The organism is Lutimaribacter marinistellae (assembly GCF_042648365.1).
GTDB lineage: Bacteria > Pseudomonadota > Alphaproteobacteria > Rhodobacterales > Rhodobacteraceae > Lutimaribacter_A > Lutimaribacter_A marinistellae.
Genome location: NZ_JBHRXI010000010.1, coordinates 732,255 through 747,869 on the forward strand (window position 1 = coordinate 732,255; position 15,615 = coordinate 747,869).

Consider the following 15,615-nt stretch of genomic DNA (forward strand, 5'->3'; position numbering starts at 1 on the left):
CTGCGCGATGAAAGTGGTTTCGGGAGGGCGCGGCAGACGATCACGGTACGCGGGCTTGCCAAGAAGTAAAAAAGCCTCCGCGGCAGGACCGGCGGAGGCATCGCAAGTATGGTTGGTTGCGGGAGGGGGATTTGGCCTTTGGCGAACGCAAAGGCTGTTCGTCCCCCCCAAGGCCGTTCACTGAAATGGAGATGCCTACCTTGCAGCGCCTCCGGTTCTACGCGTTCAAACTTCGGTGTCGCCGCCGCCTTTCCCGTCTCCTGATTGGGCGTTCGCGGCTTTGGCCTAGCTCGGATCGAGGGCTGGAGCATCCGCCGTGTGGCGCTGGCGGTCTTGACCTTCGCTTTCGGCTTCGCGATTTCGACCGTGGCGCGGGGCATGATCACGGCGTGGATGTGATAGGCCACCTCGTCCCGATCAGCACGGGCGTGGATGACATCGTCTCCGAAGCTCTTGATCAGCCAGACCCTCGCAAGCTCACCGAATAGCTCTTCGCGCTCTTTCTGCTCCTGGCCGGAGGCGGCGCCGTTCCCTTCAAACCAATCCTTGTTGACCGTGAGGATGACCTCGCGCATCGGCCCGTGGCGGGTTTGGCGCCAAGGCTGCTTCGGGCCCTCGACCATACGCCGCTCGATGTCCTTCTTTCGGTTGCGCTTCTCCAGCGACTCGAGCTCGGCCGCGAAATTCTCGGTGGCCATTTCGCGGATCTCTTCCAGTGCTTGCGCAGCCCAGTCCTCCGGTCCGATCAGCCGCTGGTTCAGCTCTGACCGGGACTTGTCGACATGGCTGAGATCCCCGCCCTTCCGCAGCCTGTGGGCCTCGTATCCCGCGAGCTGGTGCGGGTAGAGCCCCTCGAACCGCAGCACAACGGGGTAGTCTGTCTTGATCGGTAAACCGTCCATCGGTGAACTCCTGAGCTTGGGAGTTCAGGAGTTCGGTCGATCATGGAGAATACAGGAGTGACAAGCGAAAATTAACATCCGAGGGAACGAGCCAGTGTCAGACTAAGACCTTCGCGGAGCGATCACCTAAGGGTAGAATCCCAATAAGGCGCAAGACTTTAAAAATGTCTCCTTCAGGTCACCGCAACTTGAGACAATACCGACAAACGGATAAGTTGTTACGGTCACAACTGTGATCCACTCAACTATAGTGCAACAAAGGTGAGTCACCCGACGCCAGTCGAACACCTGAGGGAACCCAAAAATGTTGACGAATATGACCGATTGGCTCACAACCTATTGCCATAGCAACGGAAAATTCAGCCTAAAGCATGTCGACTTCAGAATTCCCTAAAGACAATCCGAGCTTAGCGCATTCCAACACCAGAGGAGGAACAAGGCTTGGTCGTTGAGCTTGACGAAGCGCAGGAATGGCTATTCGACCTGTTTCTTCGACGTGAAATCCTAAGTGAATTCGAAGAGCAGGTTTTAGAGCTTGTCAAATTATGTCAATCGCGCGCCGAATACGACCTGATCAAGCATACAGTTGAGAAACTCATTGTTCTAAATTCCGGACAACTATCCACTCAGGTTTTCTCAATGGCTGAACATGTGAGAAAGCTATCGAAAGGAAAACAAACTGCCGTCGTCGCGATGGCATGGGATGATGCCCCAGACAGCTCGCAGCAACTTGTGCAGATGTTAAAGTCGAGGTTCACACGTGAAGACAAAATTCGAATTTTCAACAGCGTGCCCGCTTTCACTAAAAAGGATCACGTCGACCAGTTTGAGCAATTTATCTTGGTTGATGACTTTTCAGGCACGGGAAAAACTGTTGAGAACAGGTACAATCACTTGGTTAAACACGCTAAAGGTAGAGAGGTAGACATTGAAGGATATGCTTGCCTTCTTTTTGGGATGAAAGCCGCCTTCGATTTCCTGGTAAGCACCGGAATAAACGTTCATTTCTGTCGAAAGCTCCAAGCAGGTTTATCTGGACATTTCCAGCAACCAGAGCTGGACGACATGATCCAGCATATGAAGCGACTGGAGCAAGAGCTAGCTCCAGCTATAGACGGCACCCCTCTTCCCAGCATGGGCCACGGAGGTGCTGAGGCTTTGTTTTTCGTTAAAGACAGCAATGCGCCAAACTCTAACTTTCCGATTTTCTGGTGGCCGGAAGATGCCGCCAATAAGGAGCGTAACACCCTAATGTACCGGGCTGAGCTATGAACAACAAACTTCTTTCACGTGTTGAGCTGACACTGATGGAACGCGCACTGCGCGCGCCCGATGGAATATTTGTTGCCGAGATTACAAGAAGTAGTGGCATCTCCGTTCGCGAAACCGCAAACGCATTCAAGAACTTGCGGGGTCGAGGTTTTCTCTCATCAAAGGGCTCCACTCTGGTGCTCACCAGTAAGGGGCGAGGGTGGATCATGGCGAACCAAGAGATGTTTGCTTTCAGTGGTAACAAGCCCTGGCGAGATGTCCCAGCTCGTTTCAAATCGAGCCAAAGCCTTCCTTTCCAACCCTACGCGCCCAGAATTTCAAAGCTATCCCGGACGCACTTTACCATTGGAAACCAAGAAGATGAATGATAAGAAGGAGCAAGAATGGTCGTCGCTAGCGTACAGAAGTGTAATCGCTTCTACGGATGAGGTTTACGAAAACCTTTCGGCATCTCGATTTTTTGAGTCTCTCAAAAAAGTCGAGATGCCGGTGTCTCCTCCGATCGACAACCATGTAGGGCGTCGAAATTTTTGTTTTTCCAAAACAAAAATTCAACGCCCTACATGGTTAAGCGATGCTTGCATCGAAAAGAACTAGTAGCGGCGACCATTCGATGAACAAACCAGACATCACTAAATGGCAGTCTTACTTTAAAGATATTGGCCTACGGGACGACCTTATTGAGGCTTACCTCCCCTTTATAAAACAGTGCCTTACCCAAGAAATCCCCCCGATTTTTGAGAGAAACCATCTATCTCTTCTGGTGGGACGAAGCAATGACGACCTTATGGCCATGGCGTTCGGGACCCAAAGTTTCTACAGAGAGTTCCGTTTAAAAAAAAGGTCGGGGGGATACAGGAAAATTAGAGCCCCTTATCCGTCTCTTCTTGAGGTCCAGCAATGGATAAACGATTACATACTTAAATCGGCTAATCTTCCAAACTGCGCCACGGGATTCCGGGAGGGCTACTCAATAATCGACAATGCAAAAATGCATTGCGGGAGGGATGAGCTATTAAAAGTTGACGTTAAGGACTTCTTTCCAACCATCAACTTTAGCCGAGTAATAAAAGTCTTCTTGAATTTCGGCTACCCTTCAGATGTTTCATTCATTCTGAGCAGATTATGCACTTTAAACGGTGAGCTCCCCCAAGGCGCAGCCAGCAGTCCAATGCTTAGCAACATAATTTGCAATGACATGGACCGAAGAATGGTGAAACTATGCAAATCACATCGCCTTCGCTATACACGTTACGCGGACGACATTGCAATATCGGGTAAGAATATTCCAAAAGGCGTTGCCCGGCTATTCTTCGAGATCATTGAGAGTGAGGGGTTTGGCATCAATGAGAAGAAAATTCGTTTTCTAAAGAAAGGTGAGCGCAAAATAGTTACTGGCCTGGATATCACAACCGGCTCGCCACGTGTTACCAGAAAGTTTCGACGTGACATACAAAGGGACGTATACTTTGTCTGGTCCGCAGGCTTATCCAGTCATGTTGCAAGGCGCCGAATCTTTGCTCCGAATTATGTTGATCACCTCGAGGGAAGAGTTCAGTTTTGGGCCAGTGTAGAGCCCGAGAACAGACAAATGCAGCGCACTTTGGATCGGATAAGAATAATTCGAGCTGTTCACGGATCAACGACAGCTATTGGGTGATTATCGAGTAGGAGATGACACCGCCAGCAAGCGGAGCACAAGACCGCGAGCATACCAACTTAGACGCCAAGTTGTTCACTCGACCTCAAACCCGCCAATCCCATACTCACTAATCAGCTGGCACTCCGGCCCGTCGGGCCTGCGTTCCAGCTGTCGTTCGCCGGGGGCTGACGCCCCCGGACCCCGGCGGCGCTGACGCGCCGCTCGGGATGCGCTCCGCCCTCCCGAACCCGCCCGGGGCCGTCAGCCGGACCAAAGGACGCTCTGCCCCTCTGGACACCCAAGGCAAGGGCGGCTCGCCACACCCCCTGCACCCCCGGCGTCCCCCGACGGGCTCGGGGCATCGTTCCGCACAGCCCCAAGACCCCATTACTCCCGGAGGACGCCGCTCCGCGCTCTCCTCCAAACCTCCTCCCGCTCCCGGAAAGAGCGTTCCGCACCTCTTCCCGAACCCATCTTGGCTCGCCTCCCGGCGGGGTCGAGACCAGCACATCGCGCTCGGCCGCGCCATAATCCTGCACCCAGTCCGATCCGTGATCCGCGACCCCGAGGTGAAAGAACCGGTCGGCCCCGTCGCCGCCGTTGATCCGGTCATGGCCGAAGCCGCCGTTGACGTAATCGTTCCCGTCCCTTGTCGCGTTTTCCGCAGAGCTTTCAGCAGGATCTCGACGGTCTCATGTGTCGGCTTGGAACACCTGATCCGCTGGCGGAAGACGGTCTCGCAAAGGCGTTGCGCCCCGCGACCATTGCCCAATACCGCCGACAGCTGATCCGCTTTTTGTCAAATCCTACAGCGAGGCGGCCAACGCGGAGGCGGGCGAAGCGGTGGCCGCACGTTCCCGCCTGCAGGCGGAGCGCGACGCGGCTGCCCGGAAGCTCGACGGACTTTACGATGCGCTTGCCGAGGGGCTTCGGACACCGGGCCTCAAGGCAAAGCTCGAAGAACTGGAAGCGAAGATCGCCCATCTGGACGCGAAGCTGGGTTCGCCTGGCGAGTGCTGGACGCTCAATACGTGCGAACATGTGGTCTCCCCTTCGCTGTTCCGCAGCGACGCCGTCGTCTGTTCGTTGTCGGATATTCTGGAGACTGGCGACCTGCCGGAGCAGTTTTTTTTGACGGCGCGAGCCTGCGCGGGGATCCTCCGCCGCGCCGGAAAGCGGGGACGGAAACTGCCGGCCGCGTGGGCGGAGGCCCTGACAGCGGTCGCATCTCCGGAACCGTAAGCAGCAAATGGGCAAAGGGTTCGGGCGGGCCCGCCGGCGACGAGTGCTACAACATGGTCGCGCTGGCCCCGTCGCACCACGCGGGCGGCGGGACGCGCTGGGCGGTCCGTCGCCTCACGCCGCTCGAATGCGAACGCCTGCGGGGCTTTCCCGATGGCTGGACGAGTGTTCCCTACCGGAGCCGAAACGCGACGCCCGACGGGCCGCGCTACAGGGCGCTGGGTAATGGCATGGCGGTGAACGTAATGGAGTGGATCGGCGAGCGCATCGACAATGTGCGGCGGGAACTGGCGGAGCGGAGGACGTAAAGGTCTGACCTCAGATTTGCGTTCCCACTTTCTGGATACTCGCGAGCAGGGCGCGCGCGGTGCAATGGCATACAGAACGGCCACCTGAAACTGGAAGTTGACATCTGATGGCCTGCAATCCCACTTTCCTGTATGCTTTCTCGAAACATTTACACTATTTTGCCGATAGTCGCGCTTTCGTCGGCGCTGGCAGCGCTTCTTCTCTCTGCAAATTTTCCTGCTCTCCCCTCGGCCTGGCACGTTCCGACCTATTGGAGCCAGGCGGCGGTCTCAGGCGGCGCCAAAGTGGTTTGGGGTGGACTTGCATTACTAGGTGCGCTTGGCGCACTGCTAATTCGGCGCCCAATTTTACTGTTGCTACCTGTGCCAGCATTCCTGCTGGCACTTTGGGCCCCGCATAAACTCACGATGGATACATCGCTTCTGTCAAGGCAGGTGGCGCTAGAGAATGCTACGGCTGATCTCCTGTCCAATCAGTCCATCGGCTCCGAAGCGGCAAGGCAGAGCGATCAAAACTCACTTGTATGGTTTGGCGAAGCCTACTTCGATACATCAGGTCTTGAAGCTTTTCAGGCCATAGTGATTCCCGAGTCAACAGAGGCCGCCCAACAGGCCATAGATGACCTTGACGCTGAGCTGGCCGTTGCGAGGGAGACTCTGGCGCAACTCAAGAAGAGCCTCCTCGAACTCAAGATAAACGATTGTCAGTATCAACCCTTCTTTCAAGGTTTGCGTCCGACTCTGGAGGAGGATCTCAACAGCCCGCCGAGCAGGCGTGAACAACGCGCGGTTCAGCAATGTCTCGAAACGCGCCAGACGCAGATACTTCAGTACGAAGCCGCGATCACCACAAAGGAAGCAGAAATCACTGAGATTGAAGTAGGGCTTGAGGTCGCCAAGGATAGCGCCCGAGCGGGAGCGAGTGCGCACGCTGACCTGATTAGCGCACGCATGGCCGCAGCGGAACTGGCGCTCCAACAGAGAGGTCTAGCCAGTAAAACCGCTCTGATTGCCATGGCGACCTTTGGGGCCGCGACGATGACGATGCTCTTCACACCAGTTGGTGGGTCGGTGCTTGGGCTGACATTCGGTCTTCTGGTGGTGGGGCTTGCGATCCCGGTAAATGCGTTTTCCGTTTCGACAGGTGGTTTCCTCTTCATATTCGCGAACGCCATCGCAGCACTTTCGATCCTGCTGGCGCTCCATGCCTTCAGGCTTTTCGTTTTGCACAACGCAGAGCTTTGGCGCCTTTTGTCGCTATCGGAACGGCGTCGTGTCGGACTGAAGACGCTGGCCTATTGGAGCATCCCGGCGGTCTTCTTGGCGGCCGGGATAGTCGGTTCGAAAGCCCTCGATGATTGGGCGATGGACCAACTGTATCGCGATCATTATCAGGACTCGTTGAGTGGTTCAGAGTGTCAGTCAAACGGACGCATCCTTGCCACTGCGCCAGGGAAAGAAGGCACCTGCATCCGGCGTCGACTCGAGGCAGATGTTCAGCGGGCCATTCGCACCCAATTCGGGGTAGCCCGCCTCAACGCATTGCAGTCGATCGACGAGCTGACAGATGAGACCCTGTCCTCCGCTGATTGGGCAAGGACGACAGCCAAACAGGTTGTTGATGACGCCCTTCCCGATCAGTTGGCGGAGTCGATGTGTCGACCCGATTCTGGGTGCACCTATGTCAGCCCACTCTTCAATATCCAAACCGGATGCGACTTTTGGAGAGTTGGGTGCCACGTGAGGAATGCGGGTAAGCACGCGGCCAGAAGAGGCTACGACAATATGCGTGCACGGACGATCGATGCAGTGGAAAACACCCTGCAAGCCGCAGGAGAAATTGCCGAAGGCAGTGCCGAGTCGGTGAGGTCTGAGGCTCAAGGGGCGGTCAATGAAACAGTTAGCGCTTCGATCCTAGCTCTCGATCGCTTTTCGTGGTCGTGGTTCAGAGCTCATGATGTCATTCGATTCATTGCGATTTTCTGCCTTTCACTCGCTGTTTTGAAGAGCATTGGCTATGTAACAATTCGGGTCATTCATCATCAACCTGGTTTTAATGAGAGACTGAGTGCAGGACCCTCCGAGTCAGAAGCCGTGTCTTCTGATCTAAGGGATGGGAAGGTGATCATCTCGGGAAACAGTCGCCTATCCCTGCCCGTGGGTGATACTTTTTGCATTGCAAGTTCGGTAGCTGTTCAACGTCATCAGTCCCACCTCGCGCTCCCGATACCCTCCCTTGGGCTTTTCATTTGGAGAGCGTTCGCGGCCATCGGAAACAGAAAAGACGCAAATGCTTGGTTCTCGCACTTTCGGACCACGGTTGGTGGGGAGGATTTCTCGATCAGTACTGATGAGGGGCGCAGGCTGGTAGCGGTTCGATTGGAATTGGGTGAGGCGCTAGCCTTTGAGCCAGCATCCTTCGTCGGCAGAAGCTCCACAGTGCGCCTAAGACGACGTTGGGGGTTTCGCGCCACGGACCTAATGGCGGGTAGAATTCGACGACCACATGCCTATGGTCCGGGTTTTGCCATTTTCAGAACTGCAGGTGATGTTGAGGTTGCCTGTCCCAACACCCCTGACAACTCAGGTCGCCTTATCGAGGTATCGCGCCTTGTCGCTTGGACGCCGGGCATTCCGTATCGGCTTGCCTCTCGGGAAGGCCTAGGTGCCATGTATCTCGGAACTACAGATGTCGGCCCGGCCAGAAATGGACTCGCGCTTGGAGACGGAGGGAGGGGCGCACGGGTGGCATCCGGGGCCGTTCGCGCGGTGCTACTCTTGCTACCGGTTTGACGTCACTGCGACTTCCGAGACCAGTTGCTGCGGCGCCCCAAGTGGATTAGGACGACACCATACACATTCGATTGATCGAGCTGGGCAGATTTTGGGCTGTGGCTCTCCCAACCGAACGTTGCAGTAGTTTCGCTCCATGGCCCCATGGGCGACACACGCAGTAGCGAAGATGGATGGTTGAACCAAGGCTTCCCCGATGCTCGGACAAACGTCCCCTACCGGGTTGACCTGAGACCCGTTTCCTCCTCCAATTTGAGGTAGAGTCCGTCCCAACGAAGGAGACGGACAGAATGAAGAGATCACGGTTCAGCGAAGAGCAGATCATAGCGATCCTGAAACAGCAGGAGAGCGGCGTTGCGACGGCAGACGTGTGCCGCGAGCACGGGATCAGCTCGGCGACGTTCTACAAATGGAAGGCGAAGTTCGGCGGCAGGTCACCTCGAGAACTTACAGGCCTCTAAAAGTAAGGGAAAAGCAAGAAATGTTCGGTCGGATACAGTTGAAATGGTCTCTCCTGGTGTTGGCGCCCTTGGTTGTGGCTCGGCCAGCGGATGCAGAAGACTCTATTCTGTATTGCACTGAGCAACACTTAGTTGGCTTGCAGTTCGAAGGCAGCGAATGGTTGCCGACCTACGGTGACGAGGAGTTCGGTCGTCGGTATGCCATTCGCTTTACCGATGACATGACCAAAATGTCCGGCGTGCAAGGCGGGGACACCGTATATAACTGTAGAAGGTACTTTCCGAACAAGGCACCGGACGTGGTAACATGCATAAATCCTCTGGTGGCTACCATGGTGTTCAACTTCTCGACTGAGAGTGAGAGGTTTTTATTCAGCCTTGTTGGGCCTGGCGGCTGGCTAGGAGAAATGACTGCCAGAGAAAAAGGCAATGAGCCGCTTACTGATCATCTCATCATGGGACAGTGTCAAGAATTTTAACTACAGACCAACGGTATAGTCCGAACTGTCCCTCGAAGCTTGAACTCTTGAGGCGAGAAGTATTAAGCCTGCAGCAAAGGTCGGCAATGCCGGCTGCTACCGAAGCATCGTGATTGGGAGCCGGAGGTCAGCTCTGGACCGACGTCGATCGTTGCTTCATCGCCTGCGAACGTCCCACTTCCTGGTCTGTTGGCCCGTGCGTACCCGTTCCGAGTTCCTTGTTTTAGGCCAACTTGCTAAACGCGACGGAACCGGCGGACTATTCATCAGACAATATCCGGCCCCCGCTCCTTCCCCCCGTCATGCGGGGGAAGGCCCTTCGCTCCCTGATCCGTATCCACACGATGCCGGTTCTCGATGGCCAGTCGCTTCCCCGCAGGCTTCTCACCTGCCCCGCTTCGGCTGCCGTGCGCTTTGGCGGTCCCCGATCTGCGGAATGGGCTTGAGCGCCCAGAACCTCAGCCGGTGGGTTTCGTTGTCGTGTTTCTGCGCCAGCCCAGAAGGAGCCGGTTTGGCGCGGGGTGGGGTAGTCCCCGGATCATCGCCAGCGCTTGGTGGCCGGTGGGCTGGCGTACCGTGGCCAGTGCTTTTTCTTGCAATGTCCGCATGCGCTGGAAAGACACTGGGATGAACCGGGCGCACGGTCCGACGAGGTGACCTCGTCGTGTGCGCCGACCGTCCCAAACCAAACTTTGGCAGCCAAAGTGTAGCGATTGGTTTTCTTTTCACGACCGCTACCCTGCCGTGCCATTGCCTTGCCCACATGATCCCAAGTTCATCATCACTGCGCAATGCGATCTCGGCATTGAAGCCCGGGCCGAGTTGCGCCAAAAGTTTGGGCCATGGCTTCACACAATCCGGTCCAATGGAAACTTCGCACCGGCGCCCCGCAGTCGTCGGGCGCCTTGTCGATAGATCAGATCCAGCGCCTCGGCGCGGCACATGGTTTCAAGGACGGGCCGCTTCTGGAATTGTCGCGGAAGCTCACCGCCGCTCAGGCGGATCCGTTAAATCTTTCTCAGCCCGAGCTCGTAGCCCCCAAGAAAGACCGTGGCGCGAGGGAAGCACAAAGGGCCATGAATGATCTGAGGCGCGCCGAGAAGGCAATCGACAAGGCACATGAGGTTATCGACCAACTCCGCTTTTCGAACGCTTTTGCAAATACCGGCATGCCCAATCCAGCGGAGCATCACCTTGCGAGGTTCCGGGAAGGTGTAGAGGCAATCTCGGACTTCCGCCAATATCTAGAGACCATGAAGCGGATTAATGGCATCAGCTATGCCGACGAGCCCGACCGTCGCAAGGCGCGTGATTTCCGCAAGGAGATAGTGTGCTGGACGATCTTTACCTTCTGGACGGAACGCGGCCTGCCGCTCAAGTTCACGACCGACCCAATCCGTAGCGAGCGCGGAGGCGACCTCTTCGATTTCGTCAACGAGATTGTCGAATGCATGACGGACCCACCGACACGGATCAGCGGAGAGACGCTAAAATTCGACCTCAAACGCTACCAGGATTTCCACGAGAATAAGCGTTGAAAGACGTTTAGTGTAGCGATCGATCCAAACTTTCTGAATCGCTACACTTAGCCTTCCTCGCACTATGCCACGCATGATCGTGGCATGACGCACGCTTCTACTGGCACCTCTTACAATGACACAACCGACCGCTGTGACGCGGCTGTTGTTGCGCTTGTGCGCCTTCTCGGGCGCCAGGCGGCGCAGGAGTTGGCGGGAGCGTCGGACGCAATAACGAAGCAGGCCAATGACACCGAAGAAGACTGACCAGAGCCGCCCCTTGTTGACCGTCAAAGACGTCGCTGAACTCGACAATTGCTCCGAGAAGACCGTACGCCGCGCGATTGCGGCCGGCCTTCTTGACGTCATCCGTGTCGGCCCCGGCGGCCGTCTGATCCGCATCGATCCGGCCGCTCACGCGGCCTATCGTCGGGCGCAGATCTGGTAGCCCCGTGGGGCCATCATTGTCCATTCATGTCAATAACTTGGCATAGGATCGGGAAGAGGGCCTCGCCGTAATTTTTTAACTTGTAAGGTTATTGTGTTCCCGAATTGGACGCCTTGTCCACTGCCGTCCACCCGAGACCACATCTGACCAAAGGATTTTGCACCCGATGACCAGCCAGGCCCCCTATCCGCTCGACATGGCGTTCGTGCGAGCCGACACGCCGATGTTTGCCGAGATCATGGACATGCTCCGCTCGGACGCCTCACTGTCCGACACTCGGCGCAGGGACATGATTTCCGGATTGCGGCGCGTGTCAAATGCTTTGGGTCTGCCTCCGGAAGATGTGCCGTGCGACAGCCGATGGCTCCAACCGCGTCTGGCCAGGATTGCCCCGGCGAGGCTCGGCCTGACGGCGAAGAGCTGGCAGAACGCCGTGAGCGACGCGCGCGCAGCCTTTACCCATTTCGGGTTGGTGGAGCGTCGTATCAACCGGATTGATGACCTGTCCGACGAGTGGAGATCGCTATGGAGCGCGGTCCTCGCGTCCGGGGACAAGACGCTGCAACCTGCGCTCTGCCGGTTCGTGCATTTCCTCAACACCATGCATGTCGCGCCGACGGGTGTTCGCGTTGAACATGCTGACGCCTATCGCGATGCCCTCGAGCGCAACGAGATCAGCAAATCTCCCGTCGTCGCGTACCGCGCGGCCGTCAACGGCTGGAACCTGGCCCGCTATCGTATCCCTGGATGGCCCGACATCGTGTTGCCTCTCGCCTCTGGACAAACCGTCATCTCGATTCCCTTGTCGCGTTTTCCGCAGAGCTTTCAGCAGGACCTCGACGGTCTCATGTGTCGGCTTGGAACACCTGATCCGCTGGCGGAAGACGGTCTCGCAAAGGCGTTGCGCCCCGCGACCATTGCCCAATATCGCCGACAGCTGATCCGCTTTGCCTCGGAACTCGTCCACTCCGAGATCGCCCCAGACGAGATCGATGGGCTGCATGTGCTTGTCGATCCAGTCATGGCCGAACGCGGGTTGCGCCAGATGTTGTCGCGCACAGGGAACCAGACCACAAAACTGATCGGTGAGACGGCGGCCCTGCTTCGCAACCTGGCACGGATTCTCAAAGCATCTGATGAGGTTCGGGACCGCCTCACGGATCTCGCCGCACGGCTCGCCACGAAGCCTCAGACGGGGATGACCCGAAAGAACCGGGACCGGCTCCGGGCCTTGCAGGACGAGAACAACCAGCAACGCCTCTTGCTTCTGCCGCAGAGGGTTTTCGCCCGGCAGATCCCGAGGTCGTCTCGTTACTCCGCTTTGTTGGCTCGGGAGGACGCTCTTGCAGTCGCCATCCTTCTATTCTGTCCGATCCGGATCAAGAACCTGGCCGGCCTCCATCTGGAGCGCAACTTGCAGAGGCCGGGCGATGGGCATGTCTACCTGGTGTTGGAAGATGAGGAGACCAAGAACGAGCGCCCGGTCGAGTTCGACCTCCCTCGCGACGTCATCCGGATGATCGACACGCATCTCACGACCCGTTGCCCCGAGCTTTGCCCTTCTGCCACGCCCTGGCTTTTTCCCCGCCGGGACGGCGATGGCCCTGTAAGCGCCAATGCTTTGTCGGCGCGCCTGTCCAGACGGATCAGGAAAGAGACGGGTCTGGAGATGAATGCGCATCTGTTCCGGCATTTCGCGGTGATGACATGGCTTGACGCCAATCCCGGGGGCTACGAGGTGGCGCGCCGCTTGCTCGGCCATTCCGCGATCAGCCACACGATCAACATGTATTCGGGTCTCGAAGCGCGCTCCGCGACAAGGGCCTTTGCTGACCTCATTGCGGACAAGAAGGGCGGCCGCCGATGAGCCTCGTCCTCCCCTTCCCGGATTGGCCGGCCCAGGACCGTGCCATGTGGATCGATCTGCAGAAGTCCGGGGGGCCGCTCGACGATCGTGGCGCACTGGCTCATCTCCGGACCACGTCGCTCGAGACGCTCGAACGACGCTACGGACGCTGGCTGAGATGGTTGGCAACGACGGATCCTGACGCCTGCGCTTTGCCTCCGGTCGAACGGGCCACCATGGAACGACTGTCTGCCTGGCTGCACGATCTGGCACGCACCAAACCGATGAGCCGATTGATGTTCGTCGACGGCGTTCTCCGTATTCTGTCCGCCGCATATCCCGGGAAAGACTGGTCCGCGCAGCGCAAACTGAAGGCCGCCCTGAAGCGTACGGCAGGGCGCGGTGATCGGGATCGCAAGGTGGGGCGCATCCTGTCCAGTGATGTCCTCTTGCGAGCCGGGATCGAACTCGCCACCAAACATGCCGATGCCGCCAGTACGCCGCTCGAAGAGATGAAGCGACTGCGGGACGGGACCATGATCGCCATGCTCGCTGTGATGCCGATGCGCAGGCGTGCCTTTGCCGGGCTGCAACTTAGTGTTTCCCTGTTTGTTACCGCCGAGACCATAAGCGTAGCCCTGCCGGAGGACCTCACAAAGTCGGGCCAGCCATGGGAGGCCGACGTTCCCGACGTGGTCGCCCCTCTTCTGCGCCGTTACATCGGCGACGCACGACCGGCGCTCATGGAACGGGGCCACCATCAGCACGATTTTCTGTGGGTGGGCAAGAAAGGGGCGCCCTTAGGCATGGAATACCTCTCCGCGAGGATTGCGGAGCAAACACAGAAGATGACCGGGGTGCGCGTTCCGGCACACTTCTTTCGCGATGCAGCAGCGACCACGTTGGCGAGACTGTCGTCACAAAGCGCGCGACTGATCCGCCCTGTTCTGGCACATTCGAGTTTCGGGACGGCGGAACGTCACTACATCCATGCGCAGACCATCGAGGCTGGGCGCCAGTATGCTGCGCTGATTTCGAAGATGAAGGAGAACGACCGATGACCCGTGTTGCGATCTATGCCCGTTTTTCGACCCAGATGCAGCGGGACAGCTCGATCGAGGACCAAGTGCGGCTGTGCCACGAGCGCGCCGAACGCGAGGGCTGGACCGTGGTGGAGCGGTTCGCGGACCGCGCCATCTCCGGCGCGTCGATGCTGCGGCCGGGATTGCAAACCCTGTTCGACGCGGCCCAGGACGGGAAGATTGACCTGATCCTGGCTGAAGCGCTCGACCGGTTGAGCCGGGATCAGGCCGACATCGCGGCAATCTACAAGCGGCTGAGTTTCGCGGGGGTGCGGATCGTGACCCTGGCCGAGGGCGAGATCGGCGAGCTGCATGTCGGCCTCAAGGGCACGATGAACCAGCTCTTCCTGAAGGATCTCGCCGCCAAGACCCGGCGCGGCTTGCGCGGGCGCGTCGAAGCGGGCCGCTCCGGAGGCGGCAACAGCTATGGCTATGATGTCATCCGACGCCTTGGCGCGGACGGCCACCCGGTCACCGGGGAACGGCAGATCAACGAACGCGAAGCAGAGATCATCCGGCGGATATTTCGCGACTTCGCGGCCGGTCATTCGCCAAAGGCCATCGCCCGGCAGTTGAACGAGGACGGCATCCCCGGCCCGCGTGGCAAGCTCTGGCGCGACACCGCGATCCGCGGCCATCGCAGCCGTGGCACCGGGCTTCTCAACAACGAGCTCTATATCGGACGGCGGGTCTGGAACCGGCTGCGCTACGTGAAGGATCCGCAAACCGGCAAGCGGGTTTCGCGGCTCAACGACGCCTCGGAGTGGATCGTGACGGAGGTTCCAGAGCTACGGATCGTCGGGGATGACCTGTGGGAGGCGGTCAAGGCCCGGCAAGGCGAGATCGATGCCACGCCGGCGGTCCAGGGCATCAAGCGCAGCCGCTTCTGGGAGAAGCGGCGCAAGACCCACCTTCTCACGGGCCTCGCGTTCTGCGGCACTTGCGGCGGACCGCTCGCCTCTGTCGGCCGCGACTACCTCGCCTGTTTGGCGGCGCGCAAACTCGGGACCTGTTCGCACAGGCAATCGGTGCGGCGCAGCGTCCTGGAAGAGGCGGTGCTGGACCTGTTGCGGACCCGGCTGATGCGGCCCGAGGCCGTGGCGGCTTTTGTTAAATCCTACAGCGAGGCGGCGAACGCGGAAGCGGGCGAAGCGGTGGCCGCACGATCCCGCCTGCAGGCGGAGCGCGACACGGCGGCCCGGAAACTCGAAGGACTTTACGATGCGATTGCCGAGGGGCTTCGGACACCGGGTCTCAAGGCGAAGCTGGAAGAGTTGGAAGGCAAGATCGCCGACCTGGATGCGAAGCTTTCCGAACCGGCCCCTTCGCCGGTGCGGCTGAACCCGAACCTGTCGGAACTCTACCGGAAGAAGGTGTCGGAACTGGCGGAGACGCTGGCCGATCCCGAGATCCGGACGCAGGCTCTGGAGATCGTGCGGGGTCTCATCGAGCGGGTTTCGGTTCGGCACGACGAGGAAGGCGTCACGGTCGAGCTGGAGGGTGCGTTGACGGCGATGATCGGGCTTGCCCAGAACGAACAAAACCGCCCGGAGGCGGTTTGTTCGATGAAAGTGGTTGCGGGAGCAGGATTTGAACCTGCGACCTTCAGGTTATGAGCCTGAC

Annotated in this window: 14 protein-coding genes and 2 pseudogenes; 14 read left to right on the forward strand and 2 right to left on the reverse strand. The window is 58.2% G+C overall.

The genetic code is table 11. The features are described 5' to 3' along the window. Positions 1-866: plasmid recombination protein (locus tag ACFORG_RS12210; RefSeq protein WP_386735787.1), on the reverse strand; the 866-nt coding region annotated here is incomplete at its 3' end. 477 nt (positions 867-1,343) lie between these two features. On the opposite strand from ACFORG_RS12210, the gene ACFORG_RS12215 reads away from it, so the two are divergent. The 3 genes from ACFORG_RS12215 (at position 1,344) to ACFORG_RS12225 (ending at position 3,834) form a co-directional block, all read left to right on the forward strand. Next, positions 1,344-2,174: a phosphoribosyltransferase-like protein gene (locus ACFORG_RS12215; RefSeq protein WP_386735788.1), complete on the forward strand. Its 831-nt coding sequence runs from the start codon at positions 1,344-1,346 to the stop codon at positions 2,172-2,174. Continuing rightward, positions 2,171-2,542 carry a hypothetical protein gene (locus tag ACFORG_RS12220; protein ID WP_386735789.1) on the forward strand — a complete coding sequence of 124 codons (372 nt, stop codon included), beginning with the start codon at positions 2,171-2,173 and terminating at the stop codon, positions 2,540-2,542. The genes ACFORG_RS12215 and ACFORG_RS12220 overlap by 4 nt, the downstream gene beginning before the upstream one ends. Before the next feature lie 245 nt (positions 2,543-2,787). After that, the gene (locus ACFORG_RS12225; protein WP_386735790.1) at positions 2,788-3,834 is read left to right on the forward strand and encodes a reverse transcriptase family protein; all 1,047 of its coding nucleotides are present in this window, start codon (positions 2,788-2,790) and stop codon (positions 3,832-3,834) included. 113 nt (positions 3,835-3,947) lie between these two features. Here the strand turns inward: ACFORG_RS12225 and ACFORG_RS12230 are convergent. Further along, positions 3,948-4,454: pseudogene (locus ACFORG_RS12230) on the reverse strand (hypothetical protein); the annotation flags it as partial. Between the two features lie 205 nt (positions 4,455-4,659). Here ACFORG_RS12230 and ACFORG_RS12235 point away from each other — a divergent pair. The 11 genes and pseudogenes from ACFORG_RS12235 to ACFORG_RS12285 all read left to right on the forward strand — a co-directional run bounded on the left by ACFORG_RS12235 (position 4,660) and on the right by ACFORG_RS12285 (position 15,608). Further along, positions 4,660-5,058 carry a hypothetical protein gene (locus ACFORG_RS12235; RefSeq protein ID WP_386735791.1) on the forward strand — a complete coding sequence of 133 codons (399 nt, stop codon included), beginning with the start codon at positions 4,660-4,662 and terminating at the stop codon, positions 5,056-5,058. After that, positions 5,016-5,366 (forward strand): DNA cytosine methyltransferase, encoded by a 351-nt coding sequence (locus ACFORG_RS12240; protein WP_386735792.1) that lies wholly within the window; start codon positions 5,016-5,018, stop codon positions 5,364-5,366. The genes ACFORG_RS12235 and ACFORG_RS12240 overlap by 43 nt, the downstream gene beginning before the upstream one ends. A gap of 408 nt (positions 5,367-5,774) precedes the next feature. Continuing rightward, positions 5,775-8,159 (forward strand): hypothetical protein, encoded by a 2,385-nt coding sequence (locus ACFORG_RS12245; protein ID WP_386735793.1) that lies wholly within the window; start codon positions 5,775-5,777, stop codon positions 8,157-8,159. Between the two features lie 290 nt (positions 8,160-8,449). After that, positions 8,450-8,605 (forward strand): annotated as a pseudogene (tnpA, locus tag ACFORG_RS12250) (IS66 family insertion sequence element accessory protein TnpA); the annotation flags it as partial. 35 nt (positions 8,606-8,640) lie between these two features. After that, positions 8,641-9,099, forward strand: a complete 459-nt coding sequence (locus tag ACFORG_RS12255) for a hypothetical protein (protein WP_386735794.1) — start codon at positions 8,641-8,643, stop codon at positions 9,097-9,099. Between the two features lie 842 nt (positions 9,100-9,941). After that, a complete protein-coding gene (locus ACFORG_RS12260) occupies positions 9,942-10,637 on the forward strand; it encodes a hypothetical protein (protein WP_386735795.1) in 696 nt (231 codons plus the stop codon). Positions 10,638-10,721: 84 nt separating this feature from the next. Beyond that, positions 10,722-10,883, forward strand: coding sequence for a hypothetical protein (locus ACFORG_RS12265; RefSeq protein WP_386735796.1), 162 nt, complete (start codon positions 10,722-10,724; stop codon positions 10,881-10,883). After that, positions 10,864-11,064 (forward strand): helix-turn-helix domain-containing protein, encoded by a 201-nt coding sequence (locus ACFORG_RS12270; RefSeq protein ID WP_386735797.1) that lies wholly within the window; start codon positions 10,864-10,866, stop codon positions 11,062-11,064. The genes ACFORG_RS12265 and ACFORG_RS12270 overlap by 20 nt, the downstream gene beginning before the upstream one ends. 166 nt (positions 11,065-11,230) lie before the next feature. Continuing rightward, positions 11,231-12,931, forward strand: coding sequence for a site-specific integrase (locus tag ACFORG_RS12275; protein WP_386735798.1), 1,701 nt, complete (start codon positions 11,231-11,233; stop codon positions 12,929-12,931). Next, positions 12,928-13,971, forward strand: coding sequence for a hypothetical protein (locus ACFORG_RS12280; protein ID WP_386735799.1), 1,044 nt, complete (start codon positions 12,928-12,930; stop codon positions 13,969-13,971). The genes ACFORG_RS12275 and ACFORG_RS12280 overlap by 4 nt, the downstream gene beginning before the upstream one ends. Next, the gene (locus tag ACFORG_RS12285; protein ID WP_386735800.1) at positions 13,968-15,608 is read left to right on the forward strand and encodes a recombinase family protein; all 1,641 of its coding nucleotides are present in this window, start codon (positions 13,968-13,970) and stop codon (positions 15,606-15,608) included. The genes ACFORG_RS12280 and ACFORG_RS12285 overlap by 4 nt, the downstream gene beginning before the upstream one ends. Positions 15,609-15,615 lie beyond the last annotated feature (7 nt).